30 protein-coding genes are annotated in these 26,763 nt (G+C 42.4%); 18 read left to right on the top strand and 12 right to left on the bottom strand.

The window, feature by feature from the left end; genetic code table 11:
• Window positions 1-43: 43 nt before the first annotated feature.
• The 7 genes from DKT75_RS10880 to DKT75_RS10910 all read left to right on the top strand — a co-directional run bounded on the left by DKT75_RS10880 (window position 44) and on the right by DKT75_RS10910 (window position 6,498).
• On the top strand, window positions 44-1,516 hold the full coding sequence (locus DKT75_RS10880; protein ID WP_109823459.1) for a helicase HerA-like domain-containing protein: 1,473 nt from the start codon (window positions 44-46) through the stop codon (window positions 1,514-1,516).
• Between the two features lie 231 nt (window positions 1,517-1,747).
• The gene (gene accB / locus DKT75_RS10885) at window positions 1,748-2,185 is read left to right on the top strand and encodes an acetyl-CoA carboxylase biotin carboxyl carrier protein (protein ID WP_109823460.1); all 438 of its coding nucleotides are present in this window, start codon (window positions 1,748-1,750) and stop codon (window positions 2,183-2,185) included.
• A gap of 12 nt (window positions 2,186-2,197) precedes the next feature.
• The gene (gene accC / locus DKT75_RS10890) at window positions 2,198-3,544 is read left to right on the top strand and encodes an acetyl-CoA carboxylase biotin carboxylase subunit (protein WP_109823461.1); all 1,347 of its coding nucleotides are present in this window, start codon (window positions 2,198-2,200) and stop codon (window positions 3,542-3,544) included.
• Complete coding sequence (prmA, locus tag DKT75_RS10895) at window positions 3,544-4,428, top strand: 50S ribosomal protein L11 methyltransferase (protein ID WP_245923179.1); 885 nt, start codon at window positions 3,544-3,546, stop codon at window positions 4,426-4,428. The genes accC and prmA overlap by 1 nt, the downstream gene beginning before the upstream one ends.
• Window positions 4,429-4,469: 41 nt before the next feature.
• On the top strand, window positions 4,470-5,138 hold the full coding sequence (locus tag DKT75_RS10900) for a zinc-ribbon and DUF3426 domain-containing protein (RefSeq protein WP_109823585.1): 669 nt from the start codon (window positions 4,470-4,472) through the stop codon (window positions 5,136-5,138).
• Between the two features lie 15 nt (window positions 5,139-5,153).
• The gene (dusB, locus tag DKT75_RS10905; RefSeq protein WP_109823463.1) at window positions 5,154-6,152 is read left to right on the top strand and encodes a tRNA dihydrouridine synthase DusB; all 999 of its coding nucleotides are present in this window, start codon (window positions 5,154-5,156) and stop codon (window positions 6,150-6,152) included.
• Window positions 6,153-6,249: 97 nt separating this feature from the next.
• Complete coding sequence (locus DKT75_RS10910; RefSeq protein ID WP_109823464.1) at window positions 6,250-6,498, top strand: helix-turn-helix domain-containing protein; 249 nt, start codon at window positions 6,250-6,252, stop codon at window positions 6,496-6,498.
• A gap of 59 nt (window positions 6,499-6,557) precedes the next feature.
• Here the strand turns inward: DKT75_RS10910 and ispF are convergent, their stop codons facing one another.
• From ispF to DKT75_RS10940, 6 genes are read right to left on the bottom strand one after another with little or no spacing between them, the layout of a single operon-like run.
• Window positions 6,558-7,031 carry a 2-C-methyl-D-erythritol 2,4-cyclodiphosphate synthase gene (gene ispF / locus DKT75_RS10915; protein WP_109823586.1) on the bottom strand — a complete coding sequence of 158 codons (474 nt, stop codon included), beginning with the start codon at window positions 7,029-7,031 and terminating at the stop codon, window positions 6,558-6,560.
• A 16-nt stretch (window positions 7,032-7,047) separates the two neighbouring features.
• Window positions 7,048-7,779 (bottom strand): 2-C-methyl-D-erythritol 4-phosphate cytidylyltransferase, encoded by a 732-nt coding sequence (gene ispD / locus DKT75_RS10920; protein ID WP_109823465.1) that lies wholly within the window; start codon window positions 7,777-7,779, stop codon window positions 7,048-7,050.
• 8 nt (window positions 7,780-7,787) lie between these two features.
• Window positions 7,788-8,114 carry an FtsB family cell division protein gene (locus DKT75_RS10925; protein ID WP_109823466.1) on the bottom strand — a complete coding sequence of 109 codons (327 nt, stop codon included), beginning with the start codon at window positions 8,112-8,114 and terminating at the stop codon, window positions 7,788-7,790.
• 18 nt (window positions 8,115-8,132) lie between these two features.
• Window positions 8,133-9,404: a phosphopyruvate hydratase gene (gene eno / locus DKT75_RS10930; RefSeq protein ID WP_109823467.1), complete on the bottom strand. Its 1,272-nt coding sequence runs from the start codon at window positions 9,402-9,404 to the stop codon at window positions 8,133-8,135.
• A 36-nt stretch (window positions 9,405-9,440) separates the two neighbouring features.
• Window positions 9,441-10,274 (bottom strand): 3-deoxy-8-phosphooctulonate synthase, encoded by an 834-nt coding sequence (gene kdsA, locus DKT75_RS10935; RefSeq protein WP_109823468.1) that lies wholly within the window; start codon window positions 10,272-10,274, stop codon window positions 9,441-9,443.
• Between the two features lie 14 nt (window positions 10,275-10,288).
• Complete coding sequence (locus DKT75_RS10940) at window positions 10,289-11,926, bottom strand: CTP synthase (protein ID WP_109823469.1); 1,638 nt, start codon at window positions 11,924-11,926, stop codon at window positions 10,289-10,291.
• 273 nt (window positions 11,927-12,199) lie between these two features.
• Between DKT75_RS10940 and DKT75_RS10945 the strand changes: the two genes are divergently transcribed.
• From DKT75_RS10945 to mgtE, 10 genes are all read left to right on the top strand, one after another.
• Window positions 12,200-13,189 carry a KpsF/GutQ family sugar-phosphate isomerase gene (locus tag DKT75_RS10945; RefSeq protein ID WP_109823470.1) on the top strand — a complete coding sequence of 330 codons (990 nt, stop codon included), beginning with the start codon at window positions 12,200-12,202 and terminating at the stop codon, window positions 13,187-13,189.
• A 26-nt stretch (window positions 13,190-13,215) separates the two neighbouring features.
• Window positions 13,216-13,746, top strand: coding sequence for a KdsC family phosphatase (locus tag DKT75_RS10950; RefSeq protein WP_109823471.1), 531 nt, complete (start codon window positions 13,216-13,218; stop codon window positions 13,744-13,746).
• Window positions 13,743-14,309, top strand: coding sequence for an LPS export ABC transporter periplasmic protein LptC (gene lptC, locus DKT75_RS10955; protein WP_109823472.1), 567 nt, complete (start codon window positions 13,743-13,745; stop codon window positions 14,307-14,309). Before DKT75_RS10950 ends, lptC begins: the two co-directional genes overlap by 4 nt.
• On the top strand, window positions 14,278-14,805 hold the full coding sequence (gene lptA, locus DKT75_RS10960) for a lipopolysaccharide transport periplasmic protein LptA (RefSeq protein WP_109823473.1): 528 nt from the start codon (window positions 14,278-14,280) through the stop codon (window positions 14,803-14,805). Before lptC ends, lptA begins: the two co-directional genes overlap by 32 nt.
• Before the next feature lie 2 nt (window positions 14,806-14,807).
• Window positions 14,808-15,539 carry an LPS export ABC transporter ATP-binding protein gene (lptB, locus tag DKT75_RS10965; RefSeq protein WP_425451402.1) on the top strand — a complete coding sequence of 244 codons (732 nt, stop codon included), beginning with the start codon at window positions 14,808-14,810 and terminating at the stop codon, window positions 15,537-15,539.
• Window positions 15,540-15,749: 210 nt separating this feature from the next.
• Window positions 15,750-17,189 carry an RNA polymerase factor sigma-54 gene (locus tag DKT75_RS10970; protein WP_109823475.1) on the top strand — a complete coding sequence of 480 codons (1,440 nt, stop codon included), beginning with the start codon at window positions 15,750-15,752 and terminating at the stop codon, window positions 17,187-17,189.
• A gap of 82 nt (window positions 17,190-17,271) precedes the next feature.
• Window positions 17,272-17,598 (top strand): ribosome hibernation-promoting factor, HPF/YfiA family, encoded by a 327-nt coding sequence (gene hpf / locus DKT75_RS10975; RefSeq protein WP_109823476.1) that lies wholly within the window; start codon window positions 17,272-17,274, stop codon window positions 17,596-17,598.
• Window positions 17,599-17,619: 21 nt separating this feature from the next.
• The gene (locus DKT75_RS10980; protein WP_109823477.1) at window positions 17,620-18,093 is read left to right on the top strand and encodes a PTS sugar transporter subunit IIA; all 474 of its coding nucleotides are present in this window, start codon (window positions 17,620-17,622) and stop codon (window positions 18,091-18,093) included.
• A 4-nt stretch (window positions 18,094-18,097) separates the two neighbouring features.
• Window positions 18,098-18,970: an RNase adapter RapZ gene (rapZ, locus tag DKT75_RS10985; protein WP_109823478.1), complete on the top strand. Its 873-nt coding sequence runs from the start codon at window positions 18,098-18,100 to the stop codon at window positions 18,968-18,970.
• A gap of 43 nt (window positions 18,971-19,013) precedes the next feature.
• Window positions 19,014-20,390 carry a magnesium transporter gene (gene mgtE, locus DKT75_RS10990; RefSeq protein ID WP_109823479.1) on the top strand — a complete coding sequence of 459 codons (1,377 nt, stop codon included), beginning with the start codon at window positions 19,014-19,016 and terminating at the stop codon, window positions 20,388-20,390.
• Window positions 20,391-20,395: 5 nt separating this feature from the next.
• Here the strand turns inward: mgtE and djlA are convergent, their stop codons facing one another.
• The 6 genes from djlA to nagZ form a co-directional block, all read right to left on the bottom strand.
• Window positions 20,396-21,217, bottom strand: a complete 822-nt coding sequence (djlA, locus tag DKT75_RS10995; protein WP_109823480.1) for a co-chaperone DjlA — start codon at window positions 21,215-21,217, stop codon at window positions 20,396-20,398.
• A gap of 23 nt (window positions 21,218-21,240) precedes the next feature.
• Complete coding sequence (folP, locus tag DKT75_RS11000) at window positions 21,241-22,068, bottom strand: dihydropteroate synthase (protein WP_109823481.1); 828 nt, start codon at window positions 22,066-22,068, stop codon at window positions 21,241-21,243.
• 26 nt (window positions 22,069-22,094) lie between these two features.
• On the bottom strand, window positions 22,095-23,117 hold the full coding sequence (locus DKT75_RS11005; RefSeq protein WP_109823482.1) for a quinone-dependent dihydroorotate dehydrogenase: 1,023 nt from the start codon (window positions 23,115-23,117) through the stop codon (window positions 22,095-22,097).
• A gap of 112 nt (window positions 23,118-23,229) precedes the next feature.
• Window positions 23,230-24,144 (bottom strand): protease HtpX, encoded by a 915-nt coding sequence (gene htpX, locus DKT75_RS11010; RefSeq protein ID WP_109823483.1) that lies wholly within the window; start codon window positions 24,142-24,144, stop codon window positions 23,230-23,232.
• Window positions 24,145-24,311: 167 nt separating this feature from the next.
• Window positions 24,312-24,884, bottom strand: a complete 573-nt coding sequence (locus DKT75_RS11015) for a rhomboid family intramembrane serine protease (RefSeq protein ID WP_109823484.1) — start codon at window positions 24,882-24,884, stop codon at window positions 24,312-24,314.
• A gap of 9 nt (window positions 24,885-24,893) precedes the next feature.
• Entirely contained in the window at window positions 24,894-25,922 is a 1,029-nt protein-coding gene (nagZ, locus tag DKT75_RS11020; protein ID WP_109823485.1) for a beta-N-acetylhexosaminidase, read from the bottom strand.
• A gap of 220 nt (window positions 25,923-26,142) precedes the next feature.
• Between nagZ and DKT75_RS11025 the strand changes: the two genes are divergently transcribed.
• Window positions 26,143-26,631 (top strand): DUF805 domain-containing protein, encoded by a 489-nt coding sequence (locus tag DKT75_RS11025; RefSeq protein WP_109823486.1) that lies wholly within the window; start codon window positions 26,143-26,145, stop codon window positions 26,629-26,631.
• Window positions 26,632-26,763 lie beyond the last annotated feature (132 nt).

A 26,763-nucleotide genomic window follows, 5' to 3' on the forward strand; every position in this document is an offset into this window, starting at 1 on the left:
GCCCTTATGATGGTGTCCATCGATTGTATAGGCGTATATAAAAATGGCAGTATCGAATGGCATCTTGCTCGGTAAAGGCGACCATCAAGTTTTTCTAGATCCACGATTTGCAAACCGACACGGTTTAATCGCTGGAGCAACAGGTACAGGTAAAACTGTTTCCCTTCAAGTGCTTACCGAAGGCTTTTCAAAGCTTGGCGTACCCGTTTTTCTTTCAGATATAAAAGGCGATCTCACAGGTATTACTCAACCAGGTAAACCTCACAAGAAAGTCGACGAAAGAATCGAAAAAATCGGCATTACAGACTACGAAGCAGAAGGCTTCCCTGTTGTTTTTTGGGACCTATTTGGAAAGCAAGGCCACCCTGTTCGCACAACTATCACAGATATGGGTCCGCTTCTTCTTTCACGCCTACTAGACCTTAATGACACACAAGAAGGCATCATCAATATTGCATTCCGCTTTGCTGATGAAGAAGGATTATTGCTCCTAGACCTTAAAGACCTTCGCTCTGTTTTGAATTATGTGGGTACAAATAGAGCACAATTCCAAACACTCTACGGTAATATTAGCACTGCATCTGTTGGTGCGATATTGCGACGGTTGCTTGTTTTAGAGCAACAAGGTGCTGATTCGTTTTTTGGCGAACCCGCATTGGATATCTGGGATTTCATGCGTACTGGCGCTAAAGGTTACGGCCAAATAAACATCTTAGCTGCCGATGAGCTAATGATGAAACCTCAACTCTACGCTACATTCCTTTTATGGTTACTCTCAGAACTATTTGAAACACTTCCAGAAGTTGGAGACCTAGATAAACCTAGGCTTGTATTTTTCTTCGATGAAGCTCACTTATTATTTGATGATGCGCCAGATGCTCTTGTTAATAAAGTTGAGCAAGTTGTAAAGTTAATACGTTCTAAGGGCGTTGGTATTTACTTTGTTACTCAAAACCCTCTGGACATTCCTGATGGTGTATTGAGTCAACTAGGTAATCGCATTCAACATGCATTGAGAGCATTCACACCGAAAGACCAAAAAGCAGTTCGTGCGGCAGCTCAGACCTTTAGAGCAAACCCAAACTTAGATACAGAAGAAGCTATTGGACAACTAGGTGTAGGTGAAGCATTAGTGTCTGTACTACAGGAAGATGGTGTACCAAGTATCGTTGAAAAGACGCTAATCTGCCCTCCTCACTCCCTGATTGGCCCTGCACCTGAAGGGACTCAACAACAAGTTATGCGTAGCAGTCCATTTAATGGGCGCTATGATGTACTTGTTGATCGTGAGTCTGCCTACGAAATTTTAACCGTTCGAGCTGAAAAAGCTGAAAAGATTAAAGCGTCGGAAGAGCACTTACAAGCTCAAGTTAAACTGGCAAACAGTACGAAAAAACGGGTTTCAAATAGGCAAAGTGTCGGTGAAGCTTTTGCTAAGACAATGGCAAGGTCTGTAGCGTCTAGAATAGGCACACAGATTGTAAGAGGCTTATTAGGCTCTCTTTTCAGAAAATAACTAAGTTATTAATAATCGACCACAAAGCTAGCCGCTGCATTTACTTTGGAGTAAAATGTCGCGAAAATTCACTAACACCGTCTAACTTCGAAAAAGTTGACATTTATCGTATATTTTACTGAAAAGCGGACTAATCTATCAATTAGAAAGGCTATTTAGATAATAAAATTACAACAAATGCCGCCTTTGAGTATATTTTGACGACCCAATAACCACAGGGGACCCTAGACAATGGACGTTCGTAAAATAAAAACACTGATTGAGCTAATCAATAGCAGTGATATTGCAGAAATTGAAATTAAAGAAGGTGAAGAGTCAGTACGTATCTCACGTTATAGCTCTGCTGCACCAGCACCAGTTGCTGCGCCTATGGCAGCTGCTCCTCTTGCAATGGCGGCAACTGCTGACTCTACACCAGTAGCACAAGCACCAAAAGGCGAGACTATTGACTCACCAATGGTTGGAACTTTTTACAAGTCAGCTTCACCAACGGCTAAGCCATTTGTTGAAGTGGGCCAGATGGTTTCTATTGGTGACACACTTTGCATTGTAGAAGCGATGAAAATGCTGAACCAGATTGAGTCTGAAAAGTCAGGCAAGATCATTGAAATACTTGTTGAAAATGAACAGCCTGTTGAGTTCGGCCAGCCACTATTTGTCATTGAATAATAGGAGTTAAATATGATTAAAAAACTCTTAATTGCAAATCGTGGTGAGATTGCTTTACGCATCTTACGCGCTTGCCGTGAACTAGGAATCAAAACAGTTGCCGTTCATTCGACTGCTGATCGTGACCTTAAACACGTGAGATTAGCCGATGAGTCTGTTTGTATCGGACCGCCTTCTTCTACAGATAGCTACCTAAATATTCCTGCAATCATAAGTGCTGCAGAAGTAACAAATGCCGATGCTATTCACCCAGGTTATGGTTTCCTATCTGAGAATGCTGACTTCGCTGAAAGAGTCGAAGAAAGTGGCTTTATCTTTGTTGGTCCAACTGCTGCAACTATTCGCCTAATGGGCGATAAGATCTCTGCGAAAGAAGCGATGATTAGAACGAATGTACCTTGTGTACCTGGTTCTGAAGGCGCTATTCCAGATGATGGTACAGAAGCTAAAGCAATGGCTGAAGAGATTGGATACCCAGTCATCATCAAAGCAACAGGTGGTGGTGGTGGTCGTGGTATGCGTGTTGTACACGATAGCGCGACACTTCTAGACTCGATCGTACTGACCAAAACTGAAGCTCGCGGTGCATTTGGTAACGATGTGCTGTACATGGAAAAATACCTTCAGACACCACGTCATATCGAATTTCAGGTACTTTCTGACACTCATGGCAATGCTATTCACTTATGTGAACGCGACTGCTCGATGCAGCGTCGTAACCAAAAAGTTGTGGAAGAGGCGCCAGCACCAGGTATTACTCCAGAGCAACGTGCACGAATGGGTAAAATACTAACTGATGCCTGTACAGATATTGGCTACCGTGGCGCAGGTACATTTGAGTTTCTGTATGAAAACGATGAGTTCTATTTCATAGAAATGAACACTCGTTTACAAGTAGAGCACCCAGTAACAGAAATGATTACTGGCGTTGACTTAGTTAAACAGCAGTTACTTATCGCATCTGGTGAAGTACTTCAGATAAAACAGGAAGATATCATTCCTAAAGGTCATTCTATTGAATGCCGAATCAATGCTGAAGACCCAGAAACGTTTATGCCCTCACCTGGTCGTATCGATCGTTTTCACCAACCTGGTGGCTTAGGTATTCGCGTAGACACTCATGTCTATGGTGGCTACTCAGTCCCCCCTTACTACGACTCGATGATTGGAAAGCTAATCGTTCATGGTGAAGATAGAGAAACTGCTATTGCTCGCATGACTGGCGCGCTGGATGAAATGTTTATTGAAGGTATTAAAACTAACATTCCACTGCAACGCCGTATTCTAACTGACGAAGCCTTCATAGCTGGCGGTGCGAATATTCACTACCTTGAGAAAAAACTGGAAAAAGAAAGATAATGTGGTTACAACTGATTTGCCAAGCATCAAAAGAAACTGAGCCTTTAATTAGTGAAGCCGCTGAAAATAGAGGGGCGTGCTCAATTACTTTAGCTGACGCAGGTGATAACCCTGTACTTGAGCCTCTTCCAAACGAAACACCATTATGGGATGACATCATCATTACCATGCTGTTTCGTGAAGAGGAACAATTACTAATTGACCAGCTTGAAACGCATTTAAATGCGAATAAGGACGCTTGGCAGATCAGTAAACTTCATCAGGAAATACTTGAAGAACAACAGTGGGAAAGACTTTGGATGGATGACTTTCATCCAATGAAGTTTGGCGAAAACTTATGGATTTATCCAAGTTGGTCTGAAGTTCCTGAAGATGATAGTGTTAAAATTATGCTTGATCCCGGCCTAGCGTTTGGTACGGGCACTCATGCTACAACAGCACTTTGTCTTGAGTGGCTGGATCAAAACCCGCCAACAGGAAAGTCAGTGGTGGACTATGGTTGCGGTAGCGGCATACTTGCGATTGCAGCCATTAAGCTTGGTGCTACATCAGTAGTAGCAACCGATATTGACAATCAAGCACTGATAGCGACTGTCGATAACCAAGAGAAAAATGACATTCCCAACGGTACAATTCATTGCTACTTACCAGAAGACATGCCTACCGACAAAGTAGATTTAATGCTTGCAAACATACTTTGCGGACCATTAATTGAACTCGCTGAATCACTTTGTGCACTAACCAATAGCGGCGGTACGATAGTCCTTTCAGGTGTTCTCGAAGAACAGCAGTCAGCACTTTCTGAAGTTTACCAGCCTCTCTGTAAAGACATTCAGTTTGAGACGCAGGACGGCTGGGTTAGAATGTCTGCAACAGTACGATAATTAACATAAACCCTGCTTAACTCGCAGTAAGCTTTTAGCCTATGTATACAAAGTGCAGCCATTGCAAAGCGATTTTTCGCGTTACAATGAAAGAACTCACTGCCGCTCAGGGGAAACTCCGATGCGGCGAATGTGGCTCTGTATTCAATGCTATGGATAGTTTATCTACTAAGCTTCCTGAGCAGTCAGATCCTAGCGATAACGTTTCTTTTGAATCACTTAACAATAAACAGCTAGAAAGTTACCGTGTCGCAACGACAAAACCTGCCAAAACAAAAACTCCAAAACAACCTACCTCAAAAGCAAATAAAAAGTTATGGGGCGTTGTTGCTACTGTAGCGCTTGCTGGCTTACTAGTAACTCAGGTATGGGCAACTAGGGATACTTGGTTATCTCCATCCAAAGAACCTGAAAAAATTAAAATGACTAGTCGTAAGGTCTTCTCGCACCCTAGCGAACCTAATTCATTAATTATTACTGGACTGATTGAGAACACCTCTAACAATGATCAGCCATACCCTTTTTTAGAAGCTAAACTTCTCGATAATCGTAATCAATTAGTTGCACTAAGGCGCTTTCGCCCAGAGGAATATCTAGAAAAGTACAACCCTAAAAAGCTACTGAAAAGCTCAGAGATAACATCCATTCGGTTAAAAATCCAAGACCCTCCTGATAATAAAGCTAAACATTTTCAGTTTTCATTTTTATAAAAACTTAATCCATCAATGACACTTAAAATTGCAAACTTCGAATTAGCAAGCTCACTGCTACAAGCCCCTATGGCTGGCGTAACTGACAGAGTCTATAGAGACTTAGTGCGAGAGCACGGTGCGGGCTTAGCGACTTCAGAAATGATTACAAGCGACCTTTCTTTACTCAACACAAAGAAAACCCAGCTTCGCTTACCACAAATGGATGAAAGTTCACCACGCAGCATTCAGATTGTCGGAACAGAACCTTCAGTGATGGCCGAAGCCGCAAAATTCTATGCCGAACAAGGTGCTGAAATAATTGATATTAATTTTGGATGCCCTGTAAAAAAAGTCGCAGGGAGTAAAAAACTCGCAGGCTCAGCATTATTAAAAGATGAGGTCCGAGTAAAGCGAATAATTGAATCAATTGTCTCGGCTGTTAACGTACCAGTCACAATCAAATATCGCACTGGCTGGGACATGAAAACACGAAATGCTATACGTATTGCTCAAATTGCTGAAAACGCGGGTGTTGCGGCAGTAGCACTTCATGGACGTACCCGTGAAGATAAGTACAAACCTTATGCAGAATACGAGACTATTCGTCAGACAAAAAAATATGTTAGTATTCCAATTATTGCTAATGGTGACATTTGCAATGCTAAACAAGCTGCATTTATCTTAGATTACACCCAAGCCGATGGACTCATGGTTGGAAGAGCTTCATTTGGTCAGCCTTGGATATTTTCAGAATTAAATAAGTTATTGTTCAAAATCCAACCTACTTGTGAAATTACTGACACTTATAAGCGAGAAATTGCGCTTAAACACTTAAGGGGCGTGTATAAGTTACACAATCTGGATGCTAATCGTCTGGATGATTGCACCACTAATCATTCGCGATTTGCTAATAAAGTAATCAACTGGTATTTATTAAGCATGTCTATTCAAACTGATTTGAGACCTAAAATACTAGGCGCTAGAACGGTAAGAGAACAACTATCTCTGTTTGAAGAAGCACTCTTCAAGTAATTATAGCTCTAACGTTTTTTGGGCCATACAACCCTCCATCGGCTTTGTATCTGACAGAAATACAACCCCATAAAATAATATATAGGTCACTTCAACAATGACAAACACACCATTAAATGCTGATTCGCTTTCTGAGGCTACAGACAAAGCTGTTTCTGATTATCTAGATCTTCTAGGTGACCACGATGCAACGAACCTTTATCGTCAAGTTGTCGATGAAGTTGAACGTCCACTGCTTGAAGTTATCATGAAACATACTCGTGGCAATCAATCTAAGGCTGCAATGTGCTTGGGTATGAATCGCGCGACATTGAGATCTAAGCTTAAACGTCACGGCCTGCTTTAATCCAATTATAAAATAGTAAAGTACACTGCCATAATGCTTACAGGCATACTGGCTGTACTTTACTCATTTATTAATAAAACTGTTACATGCACCGCGATTCCTTGCTGCATTCCAACAAAGCCCAACTTTTCAGTTGTGGTTGCTTTTATCCCAACCTTGTCTATTTTTGACTCTAAGTCTTCAGCGATTACTTCTCGCATATGATCAATATGGGGAGACATTTTTGGGAATTCAGCACAAATGACTGAGTCTAGATTTTGTAGTCTATAGCCCCTATCCTTTATCAGCCCATATACATGTCTCAATAAAGTTCGGCTATCTATACCTTTGTATTCATCGGATGTATCCGGAAAATGCTTACCTATATCACCCAGCGCCAAAGCACCAAGCAACGCATCGCACAGCGCGTGAATGAGTACGTCGCCATCAGAATGAGCAATAAAGCCTTTGTGGTGAGGAATCTTAACGCCACCGAGCATAATATGTTCACCCTCACCAAAAGCATGAACGTCGTAACCACAACCTATTCTCATATCGAACATTATTGAATCACCTAGCTTTTAACAAAAATTCTATTAAACGTAAATCTGACGGGGATGTTAGCTTTATATTATCTGAAGCCCCCTCAACCAAACCGACCTTCTTTCCTAAAAACTCCATCGCTGACGCCTCATCAGTCACCACATGTTTTGCGAGCTTAGCCTCAACCAGAGAATCAAATAACTCTTTTAGTCTAAACATCTGGGGAGTCAGAGCATGCCACAAGTTTTCACGTGACTCAGTGAATCCAATCTTTGAAGCATCTGCATTAGAGCGTTTCATCGTGTCTTTTACTCGATAGCCTAAAATCGCACCATCAAGATCACAGTCGTCACGAACAGCTAACAGTGCCAGCAGGTCATCCAGCCTTACACAAGGCCTTGCAGCATCATGTACCATCACCCATTGATCATCACTCAAACCGATATCATTCAACAAATAATGTAGGCCGTTTTGTACCGTCTCTGCACGGTCCGAACCACCATAGGTATAGCGTATTTTCAGTTTGCCGTTACTAAATAATTGGGACTCTTGAAGCAAAGACTGCCAATAGGTATCTTCATGATTGACAACAACAATAATGCCTGCTAATTCTGACAGGTCAGTAAAACAGCGAAGTGTGTGCTCGAGAATGGTAGCACCACATACTGATAAATATTGCTTGGGAATTTCTGACCGCATTCGAGAACCGATGCCAGCCGCTGGAATCAATACCCAAACTTTATTTTCAGATATTGACATAAAACGTATTACTTAACTTGTGCAGCTCGTATGCTTTGCGCACCTAATTGCTGCGTATCCGTAGGCTCAAGTATAACCTCAAAAAACGTTTCTTGATTACGAATCATACCCAACTCACTACGGGCACGTTCTTCTACAGCATCACTACCAGACTGAGCATCTTCAAGCTCGGCACGTATCTGCCTATTAAGCTCTTCTTGATGCTCATTCTGCTTATCGAGTGTCGCTATTTCTTTTTCAAGCTGCCACTTGGCAGGATAACTGCCATGCCCAATCCACAAGCTTGCAAGTAGCAACACCAGTAAAGCAAACATAACAGTTATCAAATACTTCATGAAACTTTCTCGACTATCTTATAGGTAACGAAATGCTGAAGTACCAGCATATACAGCGTTTTCACCAAGCTCTTGCTCGATGCGCAGTAACTGGTTGTACTTAGCAACACGATCAGAACGAGACATAGAACCTGTCTTGATCTGACCTGCATTAGTAGCAACCGCAAGATCTGCAATTGTAACGTCTTCAGTTTCGCCAGAACGGTGAGAGATAACAGAAGTATAACCAGCAGCGTGAGCCATGTTAATTGCTTCTAATGTCTCAGACAATGTACCAATCTGATTCACCTTGATAAGGATAGAATTAGCGATATCTTTGTCGATACCTTCCTTTAGGATCTTAGGGTTTGTAACGAATAGATCATCACCAACCAACTGAACTTTATCGCCTAGTGCTTCAGTCTGTAGCTTCCAACCATCCCAATCACCTTCATCAAGACCATCTTCGATACTGATAATTGGGAAACGCTCAACCCAATCAGCTAGGAATGCAACCATTCCAGCAGCATCAAAAGACTTACCTTCTGACTCTAGTACGTACTTACCATCTTTGTAGTACTCAGAACTTGCACAATCAAGACCGATGAAGATATCTTTACCAGCAACAAAACCAGCACGCTTGATAGCTTCTAGAATAACTTCAATTGCTTCTTCGTTTGAAGAGAGATCAGGTGCAAAACCACCCTCATCACCAACGGCAGTATTCAAACCTTTTTCAGTCAATACTTTCTTAAGTGTATGGAACACTTCTGCCCCATAACGTAGTGCTTCCGAGAAACTTGGAGCGCCAACAGGAATGATCATGAACTCCTGCATATCAACACTATTGTCTGCGTGAGAACCACCATTAATGATATTCATCATTGGAACAGGAAGTGTATTTCCATTTCCTAGGTTTTTAAACAAACTAACGCCTTTTGAATTTGCAGCAGCGTGAGCAACAGCCAAAGAAGCCGCTAGAAGTGCATTTGCACCTAAACGTCCTTTGTTCTCTGTACCATCTAGCTCGATCATTTTAGCATCGATTGCTTTTTGATCATTTACATCCATACCGATGATTGCATCTGCAATTTCACCGTTAACATTTGCAACAGCAGTCAGAACCCCCTTACCTAAATAACGGTCACCGCCATCACGTAACTCAATTGCTTCTCGAACACCTGTTGATGCTCCTGATGGTACTGCAGCACGTCCCATAGTTCCGTCAGCTAATTTAACATCAGCCTCTAGTGTAGGATTACCACGAGAATCAATAATTTCACGAGCAACGATGCTTGCAATTTTAGTCATTAATATTTACCAATTAAATAGGTTAAAAGTGAGTGTTTAAAGTGTGCTTTCTAAATACGGATTCGCTTTCACTGCATTATCAATATCCATTAGGATTTTGAGCAGTTCTTCCATCCTATGCACTGGCCATGAGTTTGGACCGTCACTCAAAGCTTCTGCTGGGTTAGGGTGTGACTCCATAAATAAACCGGAAACACCTGCTGCCACAGCGGCACGCGCTAACACAGGTACATGCTGGCGCTCGCCACCTGATGCATTACCTTGTCCACCAGGTAACTGCACTGAATGCGTTGCATCAAATACCACCGGACAACCAGTATCTCGCATTGTTGCAAGACCTCGCATATCCGATACTAAGTTATTATAACCAAAAGTATAGCCTCGTTCACAGACCATTATGTCCTGATTTCCAGTTGCTTTGGCTTTATTAACAACGTTACCCATATCCCAAGGCGCTAAAAACTGACCTTTCTTGATATTTACTGGGCGACCAAGCTTAGCAATACTTTGGATAAAGTTAGTTTGACGGCACAAAAATGCGGGCGTCTGAAGTACATCCGCAACCGCAGCAACTTCATCTAACGGTGAGTCTTCATGAATATCAGTGAGTACGGGTACACCGATTTCAGTTCTGACTTTTTCAAGAATGCGCAAACCTTCAGCAATACCTGGTCCACGATAGCTATCATGAGATGAACGATTAGCTTTGTCGTAAGACGCCTTGAAAATATAAGGGATACCCAATCGATCAGTCATCTCTTTAAGTGACTCAGCGATTTCCATCGTTAGCTTTTCAGACTCAACAACACAAGGACCTGAGATAAGGAAAAACGGCTGCTGTTCACCAACTTCATAACCACATAATTTCATAGGACGACCTCTTTTTATTTTGTGCCTTTAGTTTTCTGATATACCAGCGCTGCACCAATGTAACCAGTGAACAGCGGATGACCTTCACGCGGACGTGATGTAAATTCTGGGTGGAATTGGCAAGCAACAAACCATGGGTGGTCTTCTAACTCAACCATTTCAACCAAACTACCATCCTCTGATAGACCAGAAAGTACTAAACCTTTCTTTTCTAACACTTCGCGGTAGTTGTTATTAAACTCATAACGATGACGATGACGCTCTAATACAGAACTATCACCATATACCTTTGCAGATAGAGAACCTTCTTTAAGGTTACAACGCTGACCACCAAGGCGCATTGTTCCACCCAAGTCAGAATCACTATCGCGTGTTTCTACTTCACCTGTTTCATTGATCCACTCAGTAATCAAACCGATAACAGGATCTGCTGCATCATGTACAAACTCTGTACTGTGCGCTTCAGGCAAGTTAGCACAGTGACGAGCAAACTCGATGACTGCAACTTGCATACCTAGACAAATACCCAGGTAAGGAATTTTGTTTTCACGTGCATAACGAACAGCACTTATCTTTCCTTCAACACCACGTATACCAAAACCACCTGGCACTAGAATCGCATCCATATCAGCAAGCTGGTCTAGACCTTCTGACTCAAGCTTTTCAGAATCGATGTAATGAATCTTAACACGTGCGCTGTTTTGGATACCGGCATGACTCAATGCTTCGTTAAGCGACTTATATGACTCAGTCAAGTCAACGTACTTACCGACCATTGCAATATGAACCTCCGCTTCTGGGAATTCCATCGCATTGATCACCTTACGCCAATCACTAAGATCAGCTTCTGGCAACTCTGGCAAGCCAAGCTTACGAGCAACGATTTGGTCCAATTTTTGAGCATGATACCACAAAGGATTCTTGTAGATATTATCCAGATCCATCGCCGAAATAACCGCTTCTTCAGCAACATTCGTAAACAACGCAATTTTGCGACGCTCATGATCAGGAATTTTACGTTCACTACGACAAAGTAGTACGTCAGGCTGAATACCAATCGAGCGTAGCTCTTTAACAGAGTGCTGTGTCGGCTTAGTTTTAAGCTCACCAGCAGCTGCAAGGTATGGCACAAGCGTTAGGTGCATGAACAGAGCGTTATCACCCTCTTCTACACGAATCTGACGAATCGCCTCAAGAAATGGTAATGACTCGATATCACCCACTGTTCCACCAATCTCAACGATCGCAATATCAGCTTCACCAGCCGCTGCACGTACACAACGCTTGATCTCGTCTGTAATATGAGGAATGACCTGTACTGTTGCCCCAAGGTATTCACCATGACGCTCTTTACGAATCACTTCACTATAGATACGACCTGTCGTGAAATTGTTAAGCTTAGAAGCTCTAAATCCTACGAAACGCTCATAGTGACCCAAATCTAGATCAGTCTCAGCGCCATCTTCTGTTACGAAAACTTCACCGTGTTGAAACGGACTCATCGTTCCTGGATCTACATTAATATATGGGTCCAATTTCATCATGGTAACTTTTAAACCACGAGCTTCTAGAATGGATCCTAGCGAAGCTCCTGCGATTCCTTTTCCCAATGAAGAAACAACACCACCAGTAACGAATATGTAACGCGCCATTAAAATATCCTAACAGTTTTCAGGTAGTCCCTGAATGAGTATGAGGTTCTGTCTAAAGTTTCAGCTGCTAACTAAACACAAAAGAAACCCTAGAAAATATTCTGCGAATCCTATCATACACCGCAAATGGAAACACCCTATTGACCACTGCATTTGATGCAAAATACTGAAGATTCATAAAAGCTAACGGAAGCTTACATTTGTAGCCAAAAGACTTCTGATTTACTATTCGCCCATCCGTTCGACAGCGGCATAAAAAATAAGGACTTTCTTTTGGGCGAATTACGCACTGTACAACAAAACGATATCATCAAGAATGCGACTAAAGTTATTAGTGATGAAATAGAAGCAATACAAGAACTTACAAGCCGCCTTGATGATAATTTCATTCGTGCCTGTGAAACCATTTTAAACTGTAAAGGCAGAGTCATTATTGCTGGCATGGGTAAGTCTGGACATATAGGTCACAAGATTGCAGCCACCTTAGCAAGTACTGGCACACCATCATTCTTCGTACACCCGAGTGAAGCACTACATGGTGACATTGGTATGATCACCGCTCAGGATATTGTTATTACGATATCTAACTCTGGCGGCACCGATGAGCTTATTACTTTGTGCTCGGTCATCAAGCGCCAAGGCACTTTTATTATTGCCATGACTGGAAAAACCGACTCCGTTCTCGCAAAACTTGCGCATTGCCATATTAACGTTGGTGTTAGCAAAGAAGCGTGCCCACATAACTTAGCGCCAACATCCAGCACCACGGCAACTCTGGTTATGGGTGATGCAATCGCAGTTTCTTTACTTAAAGCACGTGCCTTCACACCTGAAGATTTTGCTCGCTCTCACCCGGCAGGTCGCTTAGGTAAACGACTTAGCATTATGGTCAGTGACTTAATGCATAGTGGTGAAGACATGCCTAAGGCTGCTCCAGAACTTACACTGCAAGACGCCATTTTAATTATGACGGGCAAGCAACTAGGCGCAACACTTGTCGTTGATGCCGATAACAAGCTTCGTAGTGTGTTTACCGATGGTGATTTACGTCGTGCCTTTGAGTCGGGTGCAGACTTGAAACAATTGAAATTAATTGATGTCATACAAGAAGGCTGCCATAGAATTACCGAGTCTTCATTAGCCATGCAAGCGCTTGTAATGATGCAAGAGCATACGATTACTGTACTACCCGTTGTTGATGAAAATGATGCACCTGTTGGGATAATACACATGCATGATTTGTTAAAAGCAGGTATTGTTTAGCCAAAACTTATACGGCGTCTTTTACCATGGAAAGAATTCAATCTATTGCTCAAAACATTAAGCTATTAATAATGGATATTGATGGCGTGCTTACTGATGGCAGCCTGTTTTTTGATAACAATGGTGATGAGTATAAAGCCTTTAGTGCAAGAGATGGCTTAGGCATGAAGATGCTTTACGCGAGTGGACTGCAAGCGGCTTTAATCACAGGCAGAAAGTCTTCCCTTGTGGTACATCGTGCAAATAATTTGAAAATCCCGCTAGGCCTTGTTTATCAGGGTTACATGAACAAACGACCAGCACTTGACGATATTTTGAAGAAGACGGGATTTTCACCAGAGCACGTGGCTTACATTGGTGATGACCTAATTGATGTCCCTATTATAAGAGCCGTTGGCCTTGGGGTTGCTGTTGGGGACGCACATGATTTTGTTAAAGAGCATGCTGACTACATTACAGTAAAGAATGGTGGTAAAGGTGCAGCAAGAGAGGTCATTGAACTGATCTTAGATGCACAAGGTAAACTTCAACCAATGCTCGACAGCCATTTGAAATGAAAACCTTTGGACGCATTTTCTTTGTATTAGCCATCCTCTTTGCTTCAGCAGTGACGTGGCTCAACTTATCATGGAAGTCCATAGAGCAGTTAACAAACTCACCCAGTGAGTCTCGCATTGATTACTATTTAAATGACTTTACCCTCATGAAAACTGATGGGGATGGCAAGGTAAGTTACCATGTCACAGGACAACATTTGACACATAACCAAGGTACGGGCGCGAGTGATATTTATCAGCCGTACGTTGAGGCACGATCGGATAATGGGGAACTTGTTACCATAAACGCACAAAAGGCAACTCAAGAAGGCAAAAGTGGTAATATGTCGCTAAGTGGTGAAATAAAGGTATATAAACCTTTATTTAAAGATTCACCTGAGTTCATGCTGACGACACAAAACATGACTTACAATCCAACAACACAAACGATTTCAAGCGCCGATGATATTGACCTTGTAAGTGATCAAGGATATTTACATGGCACAGGCTTCGAAACTAATCTAGACGAACAAGAATTAAGGATACTTTCAAATGTACAAGCAGAATTTAAACCCGCTCAATAAATCCTTCATTGCGCTTGCTCTCGTCTTATTCAGCGCACCATCTTTTGCACTTCAAGGCGACGTGACAAAGCCTGTTAGAATTGAAGCGGATACAATCGTATTTAATAAAGCTAAAGGTTTTGGTAAGTACTCTGGAAACGTTGTAATTGTTCAGGGAAGCTTACAAATCAGAGCGTCTGAGATTGAGATCAAAGCACCAAATAGTAGTATTGAATTAATTACCGCTAAAGGCTCACCGGTCAGATTCCAACAAACAATGGATGATGGAAAAGTAGCTAAAGGCCAGGCCAACTTATTACGCTACGCTGTTAAAGAGAAAAAACTTTACTTAGACGGATCAGCAGAGCTAAGTCAAAATAATGATAAGTTTAGCAGTCAACATATCGAATACTCGACACGCACGGGCGAGCTTAAAGCAGGTGTGGCGAAGGTTAAAGGCCAGAACACTAAAGCAAAAGGTCGTGTTAGCGCCATTTTCTACCCAACTAATAAGTAGGTATTTCGTTGAGTGTTCTAGCTGCAGAGTCACTGTATAAAAGCTACAAGAAGCGCAGCATTTTGCGTGGGATTTCCCTAGAAGTTAATAGTGCGGAAGTCGTTGGTTTACTTGGCCCTAATGGTGCGGGTAAAACCACATGCTTCTATATGGTTGTGGGACTAGTTTCTATCGACCAAGGTCGCATTACGCTTGACGGAAAAGACCTTACTAAACTGTCCATGCATCAACGTGCACGTCACGGTGTTGGTTATCTTGCCCAAGAAGCCAGTGTATTTAGAAAGCTCTCTGTAGAAGACAATATCTTAGCTATTTTGCAAACCCGCAAAGGCATGAGTCGAAAGGATCAACGCGCTAAGATGGAAAGCTTATTAGAAGAGTTCCAGATCACGCATATAAGGGACAGTTTAGGTATAAGCTTGTCAGGTGGTGAGCGTCGCCGTGTTGAAATCGCAAGAGCCCTAGCCACTGATCCTGCGTTTATTTTATTAGATGAACCATTTGCGGGTGTCGACCCTATCTCCGTTATTGAGATACAAAAAATTGTGACTCAACTTAAACAAAGAGGTATTGGCGTGCTTATCACTGATCATAATGTCCGTGAAACACTGGGTATTTGTGATCGTGCCTACATCCTTGGTAATGGCTCGATACTGACACAAGGAACACCCGAAGAAGTACTACAGAACAAACAAACTCGTGAAATCTACTTAGGTAAAGACTTCAAACTATAGGTGTTTAGTGACTACATTGGCTTGAAATACCACCAATCGGTTTAGCGACTTTCTCTATTAACATCGTGATATGCTCAATTTAGAACTCATGGAATTACTACACAAACCCATTTCGGTAGTCCGTAAAAATGATATTCACAGGGGGATTTTCACCAAGAATATCTGTGTCATAGGATTGACCGCAAGCAGCAAAAAGATAATTATAAAAATATGCTGAAACAAGGAATTCAACTCAAGCTCGGTCAAAGTCTTTCAATGACCCCACAACTGCAACAAGCGATTAAAATGTTGCAACTGTCGTCATTAGAGCTCGAGCAAGAGATACAAACGGTATTGGAATCTAACCCGCTTCTGGAACGCCCTGAAGATACCGATAACTTTGACGCTTCTGATAGTAATGCGGAAGTTGACGAAACACCTTCAGAAAGCCTCAGTGAGACGATACCCGACGAACTTAGCACTGACTCCGACTGGGATGACACTTACGACCCTGAATGGAAAGTAAGTAACGCTGACGGTGAGAGTGCATCCGACTATATTGAAAAGTTACACTCAAATGCTGAAGGCTTAGCTGAGCATTTACTCTGGCAAATAGATCTAAGCAATCTTAGTGTCATTGATAAGGCCATCGCTCACCTCGTTGTCGATTATATAAATAACGATGGACTGCTGACAGAGTCACCAGAACAAATACTTAATAGCCTAGAATCAGAATTATTGATAGATCTTGACGATGTCGAAGCAGTACTAAGTTTCGTACACCACCTAGACCCAATAGGAATGGGGGCTAGAGACCTAGGTCAAAGCCTTTGGTTACAATTCAATTACCACTATCCTAAGCACCCTCTGAAGAAGAAGGCTCAACTGCTATTAGAAAAAAATCTGGACTTACTGGCAAAACGAGACTATAAAAGTATTAAGAAAGAGACTAGATTAAATAATGACCAACTCGAAATTCTAGTCAATTTAATGAAAACGCTAGATCCGAATCCAGCGAGCCGCTTTAGTAGTGAAAACGTCGATTATATTAAACCTGATGTCTATGTACGAAAAGTAAAAGGACGCTGGCTAGTGTCACACAATGCAGAGACGTTACCAGATCTTCGCATCAATGATACTTACGCAGAAATGGCTTCTGACAGCCGCACAGATAAAGCGGCATCGGACTATATTAAAGATAACCTTCAGCAAGCGAGGTGGTTTATTAAGAGTCTAGATAACAGAAATACGACCATTCTTAACGTTGCTAACGCAATTGTTGATCGCCAAATGGCGTTCCTACAGTATGGTGATGAAGCGATGAAGCCTATGGTACTTAAAGACCTTGCCGAACAGTTAGATCTTCATGAGTCCACTATTTCTCGCGTAACTACCCGAAAATTCCTTCATACACCGCGTGGTGTTTATGAATTCAAATATTTCTTCTCAAGTCACGTCAATACCGATACTGGTGGTGAGTGTTCTGCTACGGCAATTCGCGCCATGATAAAAAAGCTAATAACAGCGGAAAACCCACGCAAACCTTACAGTGATAACAAATTGACTAACTTGCTCAATGAGCAAGGCATCAATGTAGCGCGACGCACTGTCGCTAAGTACCGTGAAGCACTGGCAATCCCCTCTTCACATGATCGCAAAGCATTATCGTGACCTGGTTGCTAGTACAGAATGGTCTGACCCCGCCTTTTAAATAGGTAGAGTCTTTAATAAAACTGAACAGGAGACAATTAGTATGCAACTAAATATTACAGGTCATCACATCGAGATTACTCCCTCTCTCAGTAATTATATAAAAGAGAAGACTGAACGACTCACTCGCCATTATGACCAAGTGATTAATATTAACGTTATTCTAGAGGTTCAAAAACTAACTCACAAAGCTGAAGCATCAATCCTTGTGAGTGGTAATCACCTCTTTGCTGAATCTGTTGAAGAAGACATGTATGCAGCAATTGACTCCTTAGCGGACAAACTAGATCGACAAGTGCTAAAGCACAAAGAAAAGATAACTAGTAAACATCGACAGGAAGGCAGCCACCGTAATATTATTGCGGAATAATCCTTAACCTCGGAAGCACTTATGCTAAGTGACATAAGTAAGCTATTAAGCCCTGAACGAGCATTGTTTGTTCAGGAGCTTGAAAGTAAGAAACGCGTCTTTGATACATTAGCCAGTCTATTATCAAAAAAACAGACACAGCTAGATAAGGATACAATCTTTGACAGCCTGATTGAACGTGAAAAACTAGGTAGCACCACACTCGGTTGTGGCATTGCCATACCTAGAGCCAGAGTTCCTATTAGCAAACCCTATGCTGCTCTGCTTGTTTTAAAACAAGGTATAGATTTAGAAACACCTGACAAAAAACCTGTTTCTGTTTTTCTAGTCCTACTTCTGCCAGAATCAACGCCAGAGTATTATTCGGAGATGATTGCTAATTTGATGAGAAAAATCTCCTCTCGTCCTGTTGCAGAAGAACTGTCTGAAATATCAGAACCACAAATCGCCGTAAATTATTTAGAAACCTTACTACTTCCGGAAAAGGCCGCTTGATATTATGCACGCTGTTATTATTACGGGTATGTCTGGCGCAGGAAAAACACAAGCGCTAAATACACTTGAAGATCAAAGCTACTATTGCATAGATAACCTTCCGCTAAACATGCTTGAAGAGTTATTTACTAACGAGTGGGTGCTTTCCAAAGAGAAAGTAGCGATTGGTGTTGATGTTCGAAGCGGTAAGAAATTACTTGAATCATTACCAGCAATTGTTCAACGACTTAAAGATCAATTTCGAACTGACCTTGTCTATCTTTACTCGTCTAAAAGTATCATTTTTAAACGCTACAATGAAACCCGCCGTAAACACCCACTATCTGATGAAAAAACAGGGCTAGGAGCTGCCATTGCAGCAGAGTATGAACTGCTAACAACCGTCAGATCTATTGCTGATTTCCAACTTGAGACAAGCGATACCGATATCTACCAACTAGCAACGCTTATTAAACAACGTATCTGTGTACTTAGTAAAAAACAGCTATCACTATCCTTTCAATCTTTTGGCTTCAAGTATGGCGCACCAAGAGACTCTGACTTTATCTATGATGTACGATGCCTACCTAACCCTTACTGGGTGCCTGAGTTGCGAATCAAGTCTGGTCAGACTGAAGCCGTGTCAGCTTGGCTGGATGAGCAAACCCTTGTTCAAGATATGTATGAAGACATCAAAAACTTCATTGAGCGCTGGATGCCGCACTTTATAGACAATCAACGAGCTTACTTAACCTTATCTATTGGATGTACCGGTGGACATCATCGATCTGTATATTTAATAGACAAACTTTCTGAATACTTTCGTCAAAATGAAACCGTTTCTATCATCACAAATCATCGCGAGATAGAAGCAAAAAACAAACAGAAAACAATCTAATTTGCTAGTATAGGCGCTTCAATAAATCCAATAATATTGCCTCATGGTTAACTCAGACAATCTTAGCAAAGAAGAACGACTAGCCTCCCTCAGTGGTGCTATCGAAAGTGGTTCGCTATTCACGTTACAGCGAATGCTTAACGCCCTTCACCCTGCTGAAATTGCTCACTTATTAGAATCATCTCCCCTAGAGCAACGTAAAATTGCGTGGGAACTTATCAAGCGCGAAAACGAAGGTTTAGTGCTTATTGAGCTAAACGATGATGTACGCTCGCAACTCACCGAAGAGATGGATACTGTCGACTTGGTTGAGGCGCTGAAAGACCTTGATACGGATGACATGGCCGACTTTCTACAAGGCCTGCCTGACACTGTCATACAAGAAACACTGGCTGGCATGGGCCGCCAAGAGCGTGAACGTGTAGAAGTTGTCCTTGGGTATGATGAAGATACTGCTGGCGGTATGATGGATACCGAAGTAGTCACCATCCGCTCAGACGTTAATGTTGACGTGGTACTACGTTATTTGAGAATAAAAGGTGAACTACCCTCACATACCGATCATGTGATCGTGGTCGACAGTTATGATAAATACCTCGGCGTGGTCTCACTCACACAACTGATCACTAGCCAACCGGATGACGCTATTCTCGACATCATGGATACTCGTTATTTATCTATTCCTGCGCACTTAGAAAACGCTGAAGTCGCTGACTTATTTGAAGATCGCGATTTAATCTCCGCACCTGTTGTAAGCGACCTAGGAAAGCTACTTGGACGCATCACGATCGATGATGTGGTTGATGTTATTCGTGAACAAGCGGAACATTCAATTAAAAGTATGGCCGGTGTAAATTCGGAAGATGATCTGTTTGCGCCTATTTTACCGAGCGTTAAACGTCGTGCTGTTTGGTTAGGCACAAACCTAATTACCGCTTTCATGGCCGCTGCGGTCATTTCACAGTTCACAGATACAATCGAATCAGCGGTTGCACTTGCAGTGCTGATGGGTATTGTCCCTAGCATGGGCGGCATTGCAGGTAGCCAAACACTGACAATGGTTATCCGAGGTATTGCACTAGGACAAATTGGTAAGTCCAACACGCGAGACTTACTTAAAAAAGAATTACTACTGGGTGTTATAAATGGCGTCTTATGGGCATTCGTCGTGTTCTGCATCTCTGCGGTAGCACTGAAAGATATTGAAATTGGGATATTGATTGCAGTCGCAATGATGCTTAATTTGATAGCAGCACCACTGTCTGGGGTACTGCTACCACTCGGTCTTCGTAAGCTAAATATAGACCCTGCCTTAGCTGGCAGCGTCTTACTTACAACCGTCACTGATATTGTCGGTTACGCTGGCGTACTCGGTTTAGCGGCTTTATTATTACCTTACCTACGCTCCGTATTTTCCTAACCCGACTACCTCATACCACGCTTTTCTTTAATCATATCGTAAGCTGTTTGAATTTCTTTCGAACGCTCTGTTGCTACCTTAATCATGTCGTCCGGCAAGCCTTGCCCCATTAGTCGGTCAGGGTGAAACTCTTTTATCAACTTACGGTATGCACGCTTTAACTCTGCATCAGAAATAGTTTTCTCAACACCCAGTGCTTGATAAGCAGCATCAATAGACTGAGTAGGGTTGGCTGAACGTGATTGACCACCTGCACCATGATAACTTCCACCAGAGAAGTTACTCTGCGCTTGAATCATCATTAATAATTGCTGGAACGACTGCTGAGAGAAGCCTAACTTAATCGCAATTTCTTGCAATAACGACTGCTCAGCCTCAACCATTTTGCCGTCTGCCATCGCAGTGCCTAGCAAATACATAATGATTAATTGTCGAAGGTTTTTAGCTTCGCCACAAACAGCCTTAAATTCATTAATCGTGTCATCTACTGAAAAGTCAGGTTGTGTGCCTAGTTTAAAAGCACCAATCGCTTCTTTACGGCCTTCAGGCGTCATCGCTAGCTGAGTCATAAATTTTTCAGCTTGTGCAATTTCAACTTCAGATACACGACCATCCGACTTCGCTAAATTACCCATTAACAAAAACAACGTTCTGGTAAATGTAGACTGGCGAAGTGCACGCTTTTGAGGGTTAATTCCAAATAAACCGGCACTGCTGCGGCGGAAACGATTCGCTATCCACGCACCAGCGATGAAGCCAAAAATAGCGCCCCAAAAACCCCAAACGATATAACCTAAAACAGCACCAATGTACTTTGCGTAACGCATAAAAATTCCAAATAAAAGACGGCTTATGCCGAATGAATTGCCCAAGCAACATCAGCTGCTTGTCGGTTGGCAAGCACATCATGTACTCGCACGATACGCACACCGGAGCGAACAGCCAACGCTGTAGTCGCTGCAGTTGCAACCGCTAATTGATTAGACTCTTGATCACAAATAGTCGCCAAAAATCGCTTTCGACTAGTACCCAATAATACCGGGTAACTACTTTGACAGAGCTTTTCTAAATTCTTTAATAATTGAAGGTTATCTTCAAAACGTTTACCAAACCCAATACCTGGATCCAATATTATATTCTCAGCTAGCACACCTGCTTTCAGTGCTTCTTCAGCACGCGCAAGCAGATAGCTAAATACCTCATGAGACACATCTGTATACGAAGGATTATCTTGCATGGTTGCCGATAAACCCTGTCGATGCATCAACACAATGGGGATTCGTTTCTTAGCCGCTAGCGTTAGCATTTCAGGCGAGTCTTCCGCCGCTGAAATATCATTTAGCCAATTCACACCGGCTTCAACAGCTGCTTTAGCAACTTCAAAACTAGTCGTATCGATACTCAACGGGAAGCTAGCGGGTAACACGTTACATAGTGATGTAATGACAGGGATAACGCGACTAAGCTGCTCTGCTGTATCAATAGTATCAGCGCCTGGGCGAGTAGACTCACCACCAATATCAATAATATCAGCGCCCTGCTTAACCATTAGCAAAGCATGAGCGACTGCTTTTTCAGGGTCGTTATGTTGACCACCATCTGAAAAACTATCAGGTGTAACATTTAAAATCCCCATCAATAATGGCGACTCGACGTTCTTGTAAATTACAGTACTCATTATTCCTCATACACCATTGATGCGGATTAAGCATCCAACGCTGTTACGCACTCAGTTACAAGCTTAGGGCCTTGGTAAATCAGCCCCGAATATAACTGCACTAATGACGCACCAGCATCTAACTTAGCTTGAGCATCAGCAGCATTAAAAATACCACCCACGCCAATAATTGGCATTTTACCCTCTAGAGCTTTGGCAAACTGAGCAATGACTTGTGTCGACTTTTCTGTCACAGGCGCACCGCTTAAACCACCCGCTTCTGTACCATATTTCATCCCTTCCACTGCATCACGGGCCAAGGTAGTATTTGTCGCAATCAATGCATCAATGCCGTTAGACACTAAACACTCGGCAATTCCTTCGACTTCTTCTACAGAAAGGTCTGGAGCAACTTTTACCGCTAAAGGAACATAACGTCCCTGCTCTTCAGATAACTTCACCTGCTCTGCCTTTAACACTGACAGCAAGGCATTAAGCTCTTCGCCATACTGTAATGAGCGCAACCCAGGCGTGTTTGGAGATGAGATATTAATCGTGATGTAGTCAGCGTGCTGGTATGACTTTCGAAGACAAATTAGGTAATCATCCATCGCTTTTTCAACAGGCGTCGCAGCGTTCTTACCGATATTGATACCAATAACACCTTTGAAGCCATTTGCTCGTGCTTGCTTAACATTTTCAACAAGGTGATCAACACCAAAATTGTTAAAGCCCATGCGGTTGATGATGCCTTGTGCCGCAGGAAGTCTGAACATACGAGGTTTGTCATTTCCAGCCTGTGGAAGTGGTGTGACCGTTCCAATTTCGACAAAGCCGAAACCTAAGTCAGATAATGCTTCAAGATAATCACCATTCTTATCTAAACCTGCTGCTAAACCAACACGGTTTGGAAATGTAAGACCCATTACCTCAACAGACTTAGAAGCAACTTTACGAGTGACTAAATTTAATAAATGAAAACGTTTAGCAATGTTTAACCCTTTGAGGGTCATATCATGCGATGTTTCAGCCGGTAACCTAAATAACAAATGACGCGCAATACTGTACACAAATTTCTCCCGACTAAATGAGCGGTGATTATCCCCATAAATACAAAAGGCCGCAATAGCGACCTTTTGTTAATACAGTGAAGATTTTGTAAAGAGCTTAGCGATAGGCAGCTTAGCGTTGCGCTTCTAAAGCCGCGATACGCTCTTCAAGTGGAGGATGTGTCATGAATAACTTCTTCATACCACCACTTAGACCACCTGAAATACCAAACGCTTTAAGCTGACCGGGTAAGTCGTGAGGACTACTTCCACGCTGCAATACTTTCAATGCATCAATCATTTTCTGGCGTCCCGCTAAGTCAGCACCACCTTTGTCTGCTTGAAACTCACGGTAACGAGAGAACCACATAACAACGATATTAGCCAAGAAGCCTAGTGCCATCTGCGCAACCATAGATGTGATGTAATAAACCATCCCGTATGAGTTACCACGATTACCGTTATTGTTGTTGCCAGACAGTAGTGAGTTAACCAAAGTAGCGATAACACGAGCAAAGAAGAATACGAATGTGTTCAAAACACCTTGAAGCAACGTCTGAGTCACCATATCGCCATTGGCAACGTGGGCAATCTCATGACCTAGTACTGCTTCTACTTCGTCTGCATTCATCGTATTAAGCAAACCTGTACTAACCGCTACTAATGCTGAATTACGACGTGCGCCCGTTGCAAAAGCATTCACTTCTGGAGAATCGAAAATCCCCACTTCAGGCATATCAATACCTGACTTTTCAGCTTGCTTAGCAACAATATTGAACAACCATTGCTCTTGTTGATTAGTCGGGTGCTCAATAACATGAACGCCCATGCTACGTTTTGCTGAACTCTTAGACATTGCCAAACTAATGAATGCGCCAGCAAAACCCATAACTAATGACATCAATGCGATATAACCAAACTCTGCAGGCAACCCCATGCCGCGCAATGCCTGTGAAATACCAAACATGGAGTCCAATATATTCCAAACGACACCTAAGACAGCAACAATTGCAAAGTTTGTCGCCATTAACAGTAAAGTACGCTTCATGCGTTCCCCTTATGGATAATTCAATAATTGTGAATAACATAGTGTTTGAAGCTAATGCTTTCAAGTAATGGCGGAAGATCGGTAGCCGCTTGTTGCTTTTATTATTCAGCAACTTAGTCAGTCTAAACGCGCTTAAGGTTCAATAAATCAAATAGACTCACTACTTACTAAGGCAGTATTTTGTGAACATTTCGACCCACAAATAACCATGCAACGATCCCACCACCAATACCACCAAACAAATGACCGTCCCAAGACACACCTTCTTGCCAAGGTGCGACTCCGCTAATTAACACACCGCCATACGTCAATGCGACAAACACGGCGATAATTAATGGCACAATACGCTTTTCGAGTAAGCCTGAAACAATAAGGAACACCGCCAAACCAAACACTAGCAGGCTTGCACCTATATGTATTGTCCCACCTCGGCCAAACAACCAAAGCAACGTTCCGCCGATCAAAACGATCATGACGATAATAAGCAAGCTGTTAGCTCTCGAACCGGCAAGTAATGCCAGCATGACAACCAACGGAACGATATTTCCCATTATGTGAGCAAAGTCACTATGAAGGAATGTCATTGTGAAAATACCAACAATTCCACCAAAATCTCGAGGAATAAGCCCAAGCTTTTCGAGTGGTAACAGTCGATCTAAAACAAATACTAACCAAATAACACCAATGAAAAGAGCAATACTGATGATTTCCTCTCGGACGGTATGTGCATAATTTTTCATCGTTAGCCTCTAAGCAAATGCGCGTATTTCTGATTCAATTTCATTCCAGCGCTCAGTATCTAATAAGGCACTGCGGTTTATATGTGTTTGTCCACGCATACGCTCTAGACGACGCTGACTTTCTAGACGCTCAGCAGTCTCTAATTCAATATTCGCTTCATCCATTACTTGTATGACACCTGGGCGGTTATTACAGACGAGTACCATATCACAACCCGCATCTAACGCTGCCACTGCACGCTGAGCGTAGTTACCTGCGAACGCTGCACCTTCCATATTCAAATCATCGCTGAAAATCACACCATCAAAGGCAAGCTGTTTTCGTAAGATTTTTTGCAACCAAACTTGAGAGAAACCGGCGGGCTGACTATCAACCTCTGGGTAAATAACATGAGCTGGCATCACCGCATCAAGACCGTTCAAAATACTCTTAGCGAATGGCTGCATATCAAACTTACTTAAGGTATCAAAATCACGCTCGTCAACGGGTATTTCCAAGTGAGAATCTGCAGTAACAGCGCCATGACCCGGAAAATGCTTACCCGTTGCAGCCATACCTGCATCATGCATACCGGCTATATAAGCTTTTGACATACTTTCAACAATATCGATTTCACCATGAAAAGCACGATCACCAATGACTTCACTGACGCCATAATTCAAATCTAATACGGGCGCAAAGCTAAAGTCGATGTCCATAGCGCGAAGCTCAGAAGCCATTAACCATGCATGATGATGTGCTGCGCGTAATGCGGTTACTTCATCGTCACTGTCTGCATAAAGCTTTGCTAAGGCTGGCAGTCGTGTAAACCCATCACGAAAACGTTGTACACGCCCTCCTTCATGATCCACTGACAACAAGATACGATTAGGTGTCGCCGCTCGAATATCATGTATCAACTTTTCCAGCTGCTCAACACTTTCAAAGTTACGCGAGAAAAAGATCAAACCACCGCAATAAGGGTGTTTGAGTAACTCTTTTTCTTCCAAGGTAAGCTCAGTACCTTCCAAGTCCAGCATCAATGGTGCAATTGCCATCGGTCCACCTTATCTTTTTTGATTGGCCACAGTATAGCGGGGACACCCAGTACTGACTAAGCTAATCATTAATTTTCTCTCCATTAGAATCACCATTAGTTAAGCTAATGTTCAGCTCCGCGTCCAAAACAGTACTTTCGTCCCTGTACGCATACCCTTTCATAAACACTCCCCGTAAAAAGGTAAACAGTTGCATAGGGAAGTTAAGGGAGAGCTGCAAATGGAATCGACTATTGATTTAAATCAATATGAGCAAATGGTAAAACCAAACAGGCGATACAGTGACGTACGCGTGTTATCAGGGGAAGGAAGGATTGGACGCTTTGAGTATTTCTTTTACTCACTAGTCTTACCCTTTTTAGTTTTTTGGATTATTGCGGCACTAGCAGGGATAGCTAGTCGCTTTGGGGAGCTTGGCGGGGCAATTGCGTATGTACTTCTAGCGTCAGGTCTTTGTGCGGCCATCATTATATATGTACAGCTAACCATTCAACGCTGTCATGACTTTAATGCTAAAGGCTGGCTGTCGCTTTTATTATTATTGCCGTTCGCCTTTATATTGTTTTGGATGATACCGGGCAATCCAAGCAGTAACCGCTTTGGAGAACCGCCAAGACCTTCTAGCTCTACTCTAAAAATGGGGGCGATGTTACTAATGATCATTCTTGTAGCAATTTCTACGTTTAGTTTATTGAAATATTTGGGCTAGTTTAGAAGCGTAAAGATTAGGTAAGGACAATAGTTTCATTTCACGGCATTGGTTATACTCGACCTGCCGTGAATGCTTAGTTCGAGGGGAATTGCATTCACGATCACTTATAAATTATAAATAAGACGGTGG

This window comes from Leucothrix arctica, from assembly GCF_003172895.1.
Taxonomy (GTDB): domain Bacteria; phylum Pseudomonadota; class Gammaproteobacteria; order Thiotrichales; family Thiotrichaceae; genus Leucothrix; species Leucothrix arctica.

What these genes read in the sequence shown, in the direction of transcription:
- DKT75_RS10880 (WP_109823459.1), top strand. Translation starts at nt 44, where the DNA reads ATGGCAGTATCGAATGGCATCTTGCTCGGTAAAGGCGACCATCAAGTT.
- accB (WP_109823460.1), top strand. Translation starts at nt 1,748, where the DNA reads ATGGACGTTCGTAAAATAAAAACACTGATTGAGCTAATCAATAGCAGT.
- accC (WP_109823461.1), top strand. Translation starts at nt 2,198, where the DNA reads ATGATTAAAAAACTCTTAATTGCAAATCGTGGTGAGATTGCTTTACGC.
- prmA (WP_245923179.1), top strand. Translation starts at nt 3,544, where the DNA reads ATGTGGTTACAACTGATTTGCCAAGCATCAAAAGAAACTGAGCCTTTA.
- DKT75_RS10900 (WP_109823585.1), top strand. Translation starts at nt 4,470, where the DNA reads ATGTATACAAAGTGCAGCCATTGCAAAGCGATTTTTCGCGTTACAATG.
- dusB (WP_109823463.1), top strand. Translation starts at nt 5,154, where the DNA reads ATGACACTTAAAATTGCAAACTTCGAATTAGCAAGCTCACTGCTACAA.
- DKT75_RS10910 (WP_109823464.1), top strand. Translation starts at nt 6,250, where the DNA reads ATGACAAACACACCATTAAATGCTGATTCGCTTTCTGAGGCTACAGAC.
- ispF (WP_109823586.1), bottom strand. Translation starts at nt 7,031, where the DNA reads ATGAGAATAGGTTGTGGTTACGACGTTCATGCTTTTGGTGAGGGTGAA.
- ispD (WP_109823465.1), bottom strand. Translation starts at nt 7,779, where the DNA reads ATGTCAATATCTGAAAATAAAGTTTGGGTATTGATTCCAGCGGCTGGC.
- DKT75_RS10925 (WP_109823466.1), bottom strand. Translation starts at nt 8,114, where the DNA reads ATGAAGTATTTGATAACTGTTATGTTTGCTTTACTGGTGTTGCTACTT.
- eno (WP_109823467.1), bottom strand. Translation starts at nt 9,404, where the DNA reads ATGACTAAAATTGCAAGCATCGTTGCTCGTGAAATTATTGATTCTCGT.
- kdsA (WP_109823468.1), bottom strand. Translation starts at nt 10,274, where the DNA reads ATGAAATTATGTGGTTATGAAGTTGGTGAACAGCAGCCGTTTTTCCTT.
- DKT75_RS10940 (WP_109823469.1), bottom strand. Translation starts at nt 11,926, where the DNA reads ATGGCGCGTTACATATTCGTTACTGGTGGTGTTGTTTCTTCATTGGGA.
- DKT75_RS10950 (WP_109823471.1), top strand. Translation starts at nt 13,216, where the DNA reads ATGGAAAGAATTCAATCTATTGCTCAAAACATTAAGCTATTAATAATG.
- lptC (WP_109823472.1), top strand. Translation starts at nt 13,743, where the DNA reads ATGAAAACCTTTGGACGCATTTTCTTTGTATTAGCCATCCTCTTTGCT.
- lptA (WP_109823473.1), top strand. Translation starts at nt 14,278, where the DNA reads ATGTACAAGCAGAATTTAAACCCGCTCAATAAATCCTTCATTGCGCTT.
- DKT75_RS10970 (WP_109823475.1), top strand. Translation starts at nt 15,750, where the DNA reads ATGCTGAAACAAGGAATTCAACTCAAGCTCGGTCAAAGTCTTTCAATG.
- hpf (WP_109823476.1), top strand. Translation starts at nt 17,272, where the DNA reads ATGCAACTAAATATTACAGGTCATCACATCGAGATTACTCCCTCTCTC.
- DKT75_RS10980 (WP_109823477.1), top strand. Translation starts at nt 17,620, where the DNA reads ATGCTAAGTGACATAAGTAAGCTATTAAGCCCTGAACGAGCATTGTTT.
- rapZ (WP_109823478.1), top strand. Translation starts at nt 18,098, where the DNA reads ATGCACGCTGTTATTATTACGGGTATGTCTGGCGCAGGAAAAACACAA.
- mgtE (WP_109823479.1), top strand. Translation starts at nt 19,014, where the DNA reads ATGGTTAACTCAGACAATCTTAGCAAAGAAGAACGACTAGCCTCCCTC.
- djlA (WP_109823480.1), bottom strand. Translation starts at nt 21,217, where the DNA reads ATGCGTTACGCAAAGTACATTGGTGCTGTTTTAGGTTATATCGTTTGG.
- folP (WP_109823481.1), bottom strand. Translation starts at nt 22,068, where the DNA reads ATGAGTACTGTAATTTACAAGAACGTCGAGTCGCCATTATTGATGGGG.
- htpX (WP_109823483.1), bottom strand. Translation starts at nt 24,144, where the DNA reads ATGAAGCGTACTTTACTGTTAATGGCGACAAACTTTGCAATTGTTGCT.
- DKT75_RS11015 (WP_109823484.1), bottom strand. Translation starts at nt 24,884, where the DNA reads ATGAAAAATTATGCACATACCGTCCGAGAGGAAATCATCAGTATTGCT.
- nagZ (WP_109823485.1), bottom strand. Translation starts at nt 25,922, where the DNA reads ATGGCAATTGCACCATTGATGCTGGACTTGGAAGGTACTGAGCTTACC.
- DKT75_RS11025 (WP_109823486.1), top strand. Translation starts at nt 26,143, where the DNA reads ATGGAATCGACTATTGATTTAAATCAATATGAGCAAATGGTAAAACCA.